Source organism: Spirulina subsalsa CS-330, assembly GCF_028330765.1.
GTDB classification, from domain to species: Bacteria; Cyanobacteriota; Cyanobacteriia; order Cyanobacteriales; family Spirulinaceae; genus Spirulina; species Spirulina subsalsa_A.
On sequence record NZ_JAQMTY010000110.1, the window covers coordinates 25,606 to 33,626 of the forward strand.

Consider the following 8,021-nt stretch of genomic DNA (forward strand, 5'->3'; position numbering starts at 1 on the left):
CCCTTCAATCCAACTACCCCGTTGAATCATGGATTAATCATGACCTTCCAAACCAGTTTAAACCGTTCTAAACTCCAAATTGGGCCACTAATCACCTGCTTGATCTGATCATATAAATGAGCGATCGCCTCATCTTCAATTCGATTTTCACCCTGTTGAATTGATTCAATATATCCCTTGGGTATAGCCCGCTCAACATGTCCAATTCGCCACCCAAACTCATTCACCCACGATACAGGTAAAGATTCAAACAAGGCATTATAGACTAACTTCATAAAGGAAAATACCGTTTTTGGAGCCTGTAAGTTTTCACCCACTACCTGAGATGGCAATCGTACTAATAAAGCATCAACAAGACCACATGTATCCACAAAGTGAACATTTGGCCCTGCTCTTAATGATTCATTGCCTAACCCACCACAAATGATATTAACTAATTGTAAACTAGGCGCTCCTTGTTGCTGCTCGGCGCTCCATCTAGACGAAATATCTGGAAACTCTTGGAATGGAGAGTATAAACCAAATTTTTCATAATAAAATCCTCGTTCATTAGCAATACCATTTCCCTGAACACCTGGCTGTGGGATATTCACTAGACTCCAAATATTGAGAATCATCAAGATAAAAACCAAGACTCCTATTGGAAATAGGACGAGTTTTCGTTGAATATTTACTTGAGAAATAACTATAGCCGCAAGGTATACTGGGACAGCAAAAAAACGTCCTGACATGAAATCTCCACCAATATTCAAGATATATAACAAATACAGAAGTAGGCCAATCGCAAACCCTCCAACATGAATTTTTGTGTTTTTTTGAAAAATCAATGTTATGAGTGTGAGAAAAATAAAAACAAAAGATAATAAGTCATTGTTAACTAGATCTTGAAAATAATGAAATCCTTGAATGATAGACTGGTACTTGGGAATACCAGTATAAAGTTTGGCGTAGTAAGTATTAGGGAAGGGAGTACCATAATAGACAGTGGAGAAAATTAGCCAAGCAAATGCGGGTAGGCCCCCCAGAAAAAACCCTTGAATAATATATTTGATCTTTTTAACCTGGATGGATGCGATGATGGAAATAGGGGCGCAAATCACTGCATAATCCATACGACAAAGGAAGATCAGGCTGCAAGTTGTAATAATTGCGACATAGGGTGCTAATTTTTGTTTTTTTTGTTGGCTGACTAAGACAAATAGAATACCAAAAAGAACGTAAGACAATGGATTTTCAAGCCCTGATGTTCCGTATTCAATGAATGCTTTTGATCCGACTAATCCTAGGCAAATCAAGCTCAAATTGATAATGTGATGCCGTGCTTGAAAAACTACAATGCTAAAGGCGATCGCAGTCAACACGATCCCTAGGTGCATGGTAGAGATGAAAATTTCTTGGTTAATCCAATAGTTGAATGTTAAAACTAGCATCCAGAGTGGGTGGGTGTAGCCTTGGACGCGATCGCCCAGATTGAAGACCAAACCATTGCCATGAGTGAATTGGAGCACAGTTCTGAAGGTAATCATCGCATCATCACAAAGCCATGCTGTTTTGCCCAGAAGGATAATCAGTAACAGCAACGAAACTAGAATAATTGAGTAACGGATATTTGATTTTTTGATGTATTGATTGTTTTGAAGCACTGCCATTGGATTCGGGATGATTTTCTGATTTTCAATGAGATTATTAACGGATCAAACGTCAAAAACGCCAGGTTAGGAAGAGGATGGGTGTTCAGATTGACAGCGTTGCCAGGTGGCGATCGCTTCCAGCATTGCATCAATGGCCTCGCGCTGTTCCTGCACCGATCGCGCCGTGCGATTCACCACAATGCTAAACACCAGCGGCGTGGGACTGCTGGGGCGGAGATAGCCCGACAGCGCCGAAACTCCCGTCATTGTGCCTGTTTTCGCGGCGATCTGACCCCGTACAGTGGTAGCTGTGAGCCGACGGCGCAGCGTGCCGCTCGTGCCGCTAATCGGGAGCGATTGGATAAACGGGACAAAGATGGGCGGGGGCTGCTGGGTCATGGCTTGGAGGAGTTGAACGATCGCATCGGGGCTAACGAGGGTATGGCGAGACAGGCCCGAACCATCAACGAGGGCGTAGGCATCGGCATCAACGCCAATGTTGCTCAGTTGCGCCGCGATCGCCGTCAATCCGGCCTCCCCTGATCCCAACTGTTGCAGGAGGGCTTCGGCATAGAGGTTGTCGCTGGGTTGGTTGGTGGCGTGGACGAGGGTGGCGAGGGGGGGGGATAGGTGGATGCTGTGGGGTGGGCTGTCGGGCGGGGGCGCGATCGCACTGTCGGCCACGGTAATTCCGGCACGATTGAGGGTGAAGCGGAGAGTAGAGAGAAAATACGCCGTCGGGTCAAGCACCGCCATGCCCCAAGAGGAATACCGCCCCGCATTCGCCGCGAGTTCCCCGGTAATCGTTAATTCATTGGTGCCAAAGCGGCGGCGAATCTCCATCGTGTAGGGCGCATCGTCGGGGGCGGTGATGCCGTGGTTGTGCCATTTCCATTGGCGTAGCGCGATCACATCGTCGCTTTCTAACCGCACCGGCTCCCCCACCCCTTGGGGCAACAGCGTGATCTGAAAAGCATTGTCATTGAGCATCAGCCGATTCACCGCCATGCCGTAGTAAAAATTGAGGTCGTACTGTTCCCAGGTGTCGGGGCGTTGGGCATAGGCAGGCGTTGCATCATCTACGGTGAGCCGCTCGATATGGCGCACCCCCTGCGATCGCAACTCTTGGGCTAATTGGGTGAGATCCGCCGTCTTCAGGCTCGGATCACCGCGCCCGGAGAGGTGGAGGCGATCGAGGCGGGGGGCAGTGCCGAGGGTATAGATGGGGGTGGAAATTTGGAAATCGGGGCCAAACTGGAGCAGGGCGGCGGCGGTGGTGAAGAGTTTCACATTCGAGGCGACGATCGCGTGGGTCGTGCCGTTGTGATTGTAAAGAGGGTCGCCCGTGGGGGGTGCGATCACAATGCCCCAGTGCGATCGCGCCCATTGGGGCTGCTCGATCACCCCCTCCACGGCAGCAGCCAGGGAAGCCGGACAGGTGGCCGCTGCCATTGCCCCCGGCATTTTTACCCCCAACAGCCCCACCACCAGAGCCGCGATCGCGCCAATCTGCCGACCGCGCTGCCGTGGGTGAGCGTCACCCTGTACAGTAGCCCTAAGATCCCTCATTACTTCCCCTTGGGTCATGATTAAACTCTATACCAACCGCCTATCGAATAATGCCCGCCGCGTCCAGGTTGCGCTGCTTGAAAAAGGGCTAGAGGCGGAGTTAATTCCAGTGAAGCTCAACGGTGAACAGTTTCAGCCCGATTTTCTCACCCTCAACCCCTTTCACAAAGTGCCGGTGTTGATCGATGGCGATCTGACGTTGATCGAATCCTTAGCTATTTTGGACTATCTCGACGCTCAATATCCCGACCCACCGCTATTACCCACGGCCCCCCGCGATCTCGCCCAGGTGCGGATGCTCACCCAGGTGCAGGTGCAGGAAATGACACCGTTAATCTTTCCCCTGCTCAGGGAAAAAGTGGGGGTTTCCGTGGCGGCGGATGTTGTGGAAACGGCCCAAACTCAGATGCAAATGGTATTGAGTTTTTACGATCGCCACCTGATCGAGCACGATTTTTTCATCCCCGGCCAATTCACCCAAGCGGATATTGTTGTGGGTGTATCGGTGGCGATTTTAGATGCGTTTTTAGGGTTCGATTTAACACCCTATGCTCATCTGGCCGCCTGGTACGATCGCCTCTACCAGCGCCCCAGTTGGCAAGCCACCCAACCCAACCCCATGGAAGTGATGACCGCCCTACCTCAAATCCGCGCCGTCTTGAAACAGCGGAGTTGAGGAGATGATCTGGCGTTGGTTACGGAGGAGTGCGATCGCGCTCTTGGCGATTTGCGTCATTCTCCTCGCCTACATGACCCAAATTGAACCCCGTTGGCTCCAGGTGGAGACGGTGGATCTCACCCTGCCCCATCTCCCAGTTGCCTTCGACGGGTTCACCCTTGTACAGATTAGTGATCTCCATGTGGATTCCCTGGACGATCGCACCTTGGCCCGTGCGATCCGTCTCGTCAATCGCCAAACCCCGGATCTCGTCGCGATCACGGGGGATTTCGTCACCCAAAAGGATAATTTAGAGCGCGATCGCGATCGTCTTGCCATTCTCAACACCCTCCAGCCCCAAACCGTCGCCGTCTTGGGCAATCACGACCATTGGACGAATCCGATCATCGTGCGGCATATCCTGCGTGTGGCAGGCATTGAGGATCTGAGCAATCGTGTTGTGCGGATTGAACGCGAGGGGGAACAGGTGGCGATCGCCGGCATCGATGACCTCATGGCCGGTCATCCCGATCTGCCCCAGGTGCTCGACGCGCTCCCCCCGGATGGCTGCGCGATTCTCCTTGTTCATGAGCCAGATTTTGCCGACTCCGCCGCCGCCACCCACCGCTTTGATCTTCAACTGGCGGGCCATTCCCACGGCGGCCAAATTCGCATCGGCCCGCCCCGCATCCTACCCCCCTACGCCCGCCGCTACCCCCTCGGCCGCTACCAAGTTGAGGAGATGATCGCCTACACCAATCGCGGCATCGGCATGACCTCCGTGCCGATGCGCTTCGGCAATCGCCCCGAAATTACCGTGTTTCACCTCCATGCACCGGGGTGAGGCGCTAGGGAAAAGCCCCAATCGCCCTATGATGGCTGTTAATTTTTAAAGATTCGCCATGACCTTCCTCGACTATCCCTATGCCTCCCAACGTCGCGTCACCTTTGGCACTCGGGCCATGGTGGCCACGAGTCAACATCTGGCCAGTTTGGCGGGGTGGGAAATGTTCCAAGCCGGGGGCAATGCCGTCGATGCGGCCGTAGCCACGGCGATCGCTCTCACCGTCGTTGAACCCACCGCCAATGGCATCGGCTCCGATGCCTTTGCGATCGTCTGGGATGGGCAACAACTCCACGGCTTGAATGGGTCGGGGCGAAGTCCGGCGGCGATGGAGCGCGATCGCTACGGCGACACCATCCCCACCACCGGCTGGCCCACCGTCACCGTCCCCGGCGCGGTTTCCGCTTGGCATACCCTCTGGGAACGGTGGGGGACGCTCCCCTTTGCTCAACTCTGCGCCCCTGCCATCCGCTACGCTGCTGAAGGATTTCCGGTATCTCCTGTTACGGCCCAAACCTGGGAGCGGGAGGCGCGACGTTTTGCCAAGGTGCAGGGCGAGGAATACGAAGCGTTTAAAGCCGTGTTTTTCCCGGACGGTCGCGCTCCCCAAGCTGGGGAAATTTGGCGCAGTCCCGGCCATGCCGCCACGTTGCAAACCCTGGCGGATGAGGGTTGTGGAAGTTTTTATCAGGGGAGCTTGAGCGATCGCATCGTCAAATTCGCCGCCCAAACCGGGGGACTCCTCACCGCCGCCGATCTCGCCGCCCACCGTGCCGACTGGGTCACCCCGATCAGCACCGCCTACCGTGATGTCACTGTTTGGGAAATCCCCCCCAACACCCAAGGCATCGCCGCCTTGATGGCCTTAAATATTCTCGAAGGGTTCGACCTCGCCGCCGATCTCCGCGATTCTGTAGCCAGTTTTCACCGCCAAATCGAAGCGATGAAGCTCGCCTTTGCCGACACCTACCGCTACGTGGGCGATCCGGGGACGATGGCACTCACCACCGCCGATCTCCTCTCGAAGGACTACGCCGCCCAACGCCGGGGGATGATTAGCGATCGCGCCCTTCCCCTCGCTGATCCCGGTTTCCCCAAAGGCGGCACAGTCTATCTCTGCACAGCAGATGAAACCCTGATGGTGTCGTTTATTCAGTCCAATTTTGAAAACCTGGGCAGTGGGGTCTTAGTGCCCGAAACCGGAATTTCCCTGCAAAACCGCGCCTGTGGTTTCAGCCTCGACCCCGGCCACCCCAACGAACTCGCCCCCCACAAACGCCCCTTCCATACGATCATCCCCGCTTTCCTCACCCGCAATGGCCAAGCCCTCGGCCCCTTCGGCGTGATGGGCGCACAGATGCAACCCCAAGGCCATGTGCAAATGGTGGTCAACACCACGGACTACGGTATGAATCCCCAAACCGCCCTGGATGCTCCCCGTTGGCGGTTTCTCCGGGACAATCGTGTGCTGTTAGAAACGGGGGTGAATCCCGATCTTGCCGCCGGGTTGGAGGCGATCGGCCATCGGGTCAGCATCACGCCCGCCGCTTACGAATTCGGCAAAGGCCAAATGATTCTTCGCCACGGTGCTACCCTCGTCGGCGGTACAGAACCAAGGGCCGATGGCAGTGCGATCGCTCGTTAAGGGTTGCCATTAGCGATCGCCACCCCTCGACAAGACAACCCATAGCTTAATCAACCTCATGCTGACTCGCTCCGGCTCCATTTGCGCTGCTTGAAATGGAGCCAGATGGCTGTGGTTGAGCGGACAAAACAAGTCTTGATGATTGTTTACATTTCTTACGAAATAATTCTACTTTGTTAGGGTCAGGAAACTTATCATTGCTATACTCATATAGCGATCCTAAATCAATCGAAGATCTTATCTCCTCATCAACAAGGGGCTTAAGCCCCTTGCCTGTTCATGCATTAAATAGGATTGCTATAGTTAGAGATTTCTTTGTTTAAGTCCTTTAACTTTCATGACATTGTGACTGTTTTATTGTTGATGCTCAATTAGACATGCAAACTTAAAATGACTGAGCAAGGGTCTGACTTTACGGCTGATTATCACATCGATTGCACCAAGCCATTAGTGGACGAAAAACTTCGCATGGCCTGGCAAAAAATCGTGGATATGTTAGCAGACGTGATCAATGTCCCGGCGGCGCTGGTGATGCAAGTTCATCCCACCACCATTGAGGTTTTCTCTACTTCCAATTCAGGCTCAGCGAATCCCTACGAACAAGGAGAAAGCACAAAATTAGGGAGTGGTCTGTATTGTGAAACAGTGTTGCGATCGCAAGCCCCGCTCCTCGTGACCAACGCCCTCACTGATCCCGATTGGAACCACAATCCTGATCTTGAACTGGGCATGATTTTCTACTACGGAGTGCCTCTCCTGTGGCCCGATGGCACAGCCTTTGGCACGCTTTGCATTCTAGATTGTCAAGAACGTCAACTGGCGAACTGGGCTCAAAACCTCATTCATATTTTGCAGAAAAATATTGAATCCGGTTTAAAAATTCTCTATATGCAACAGCAAACTCTGCAAACCACACTTCAGCTTAATCAGGCCCTAGAAAGCACGATCATGGCCTTAGTTAGTGCCCTAGCGTGCCGTGATCCCTACACGGCTCAACACCAAACACGAGTAGCAGACTTAACCCTTAAAATTGCCGTCCAACTGGGACTTCATCATGAATTACATCAAGGCCTATACCTCGGTGCTGCCATTCATGATGTGGGCAAAATCTATGTTCCTTCAGAAATTCTGAATCGTCCGGGGAAACTATCCATTCCTGAATTTGAAATCATTAAATCGCATCCGATGGTGGGGGCACAGATTGTCAAAGACATTAAATTTCCCTGGCCCATTCAAGACCTAATCTTGCAACATCATGAGCGTCTCGATGGCAGTGGCTATCCCTATGGCTTAGCGGGTGATGATATTTTGTTAGAAGCCCGTATTTTATCGGTGGCGGATGTGGTAGAGGCCATGAGTTCCCATCGGCCCTATCGCAGTGCGTTGGGGTTGGATGCGGCGCTGGATGTGGTGCGATCGGGGCGTGGTATCCTCTACGATGCGGATGTGGTGGATGCTTGTTTATTGCTATTTGAGCAACAGCAATATCGCAACGATTGGGACAGTAAAATTTACGCCGATCAGCGATATCAATAGAGTGCATCCCAGTTATGCAATCCCTCACCCAACCCTCTCCCTCAGGAGAGGGCTTTTGGCTCCTTTCTCCTGCGGGAGAAGGGCTGGGGATGAGGGTGCTCCCTGGCGAGCCATGGGAATCTGCAAAAGTGGGATGCA

Annotated in this window: 6 protein-coding genes; 4 read left to right on the forward strand and 2 right to left on the reverse strand. The window is 52.8% G+C overall.

Going from position 1 to position 8,021, the window contains the following annotated elements; translation table 11 throughout:
* Positions 1-26: 26 nt before the first annotated feature.
* A complete protein-coding gene (locus PN477_RS07475; RefSeq protein ID WP_272115631.1) occupies positions 27-1,649 on the reverse strand; it encodes a hypothetical protein in 1,623 nt (540 codons plus the stop codon).
* 66 nt (positions 1,650-1,715) lie between these two features.
* Positions 1,716-3,200 carry a D-alanyl-D-alanine carboxypeptidase/D-alanyl-D-alanine endopeptidase gene (gene dacB, locus PN477_RS07480; RefSeq protein WP_272115632.1) on the reverse strand — a complete coding sequence of 495 codons (1,485 nt, stop codon included), beginning with the start codon at positions 3,198-3,200 and terminating at the stop codon, positions 1,716-1,718.
* A 16-nt stretch (positions 3,201-3,216) separates the two neighbouring features.
* On the opposite strand from dacB, the gene PN477_RS07485 reads away from it, so the two are divergent.
* The 4 genes from PN477_RS07485 to PN477_RS07500 all read left to right on the forward strand — a co-directional run bounded on the left by PN477_RS07485 (position 3,217) and on the right by PN477_RS07500 (position 7,883).
* Entirely contained in the window at positions 3,217-3,876 is a 660-nt protein-coding gene (locus tag PN477_RS07485) for a glutathione S-transferase family protein (RefSeq protein ID WP_272115633.1), read from the forward strand.
* Between the two features lie 4 nt (positions 3,877-3,880).
* Positions 3,881-4,702, forward strand: a complete 822-nt coding sequence (locus PN477_RS07490) for a metallophosphoesterase (RefSeq protein WP_272115634.1) — start codon at positions 3,881-3,883, stop codon at positions 4,700-4,702.
* 58 nt (positions 4,703-4,760) lie between these two features.
* Positions 4,761-6,347, forward strand: coding sequence for a gamma-glutamyltransferase family protein (locus PN477_RS07495; protein ID WP_272115635.1), 1,587 nt, complete (start codon positions 4,761-4,763; stop codon positions 6,345-6,347).
* A gap of 390 nt (positions 6,348-6,737) precedes the next feature.
* A complete protein-coding gene (locus PN477_RS07500) occupies positions 6,738-7,883 on the forward strand; it encodes an HD domain-containing phosphohydrolase (protein ID WP_272115636.1) in 1,146 nt (381 codons plus the stop codon).
* Positions 7,884-8,021: the final 138 nt, after the last annotated feature.

Coding starts and splice junctions, on each gene's coding strand:
- PN477_RS07475 (WP_272115631.1), bottom strand. CDS start 1,649: ATGGCAGTGCTTCAAAACAATCAATACATCAAAAAATCAAATATCCGT.
- dacB (WP_272115632.1), bottom strand. CDS start 3,200: ATGAGGGATCTTAGGGCTACTGTACAGGGTGACGCTCACCCACGGCAG.
- PN477_RS07485 (WP_272115633.1), top strand. CDS start 3,217: ATGATTAAACTCTATACCAACCGCCTATCGAATAATGCCCGCCGCGTC.
- PN477_RS07490 (WP_272115634.1), top strand. CDS start 3,881: ATGATCTGGCGTTGGTTACGGAGGAGTGCGATCGCGCTCTTGGCGATT.
- PN477_RS07495 (WP_272115635.1), top strand. CDS start 4,761: ATGACCTTCCTCGACTATCCCTATGCCTCCCAACGTCGCGTCACCTTT.
- PN477_RS07500 (WP_272115636.1), top strand. CDS start 6,738: ATGACTGAGCAAGGGTCTGACTTTACGGCTGATTATCACATCGATTGC.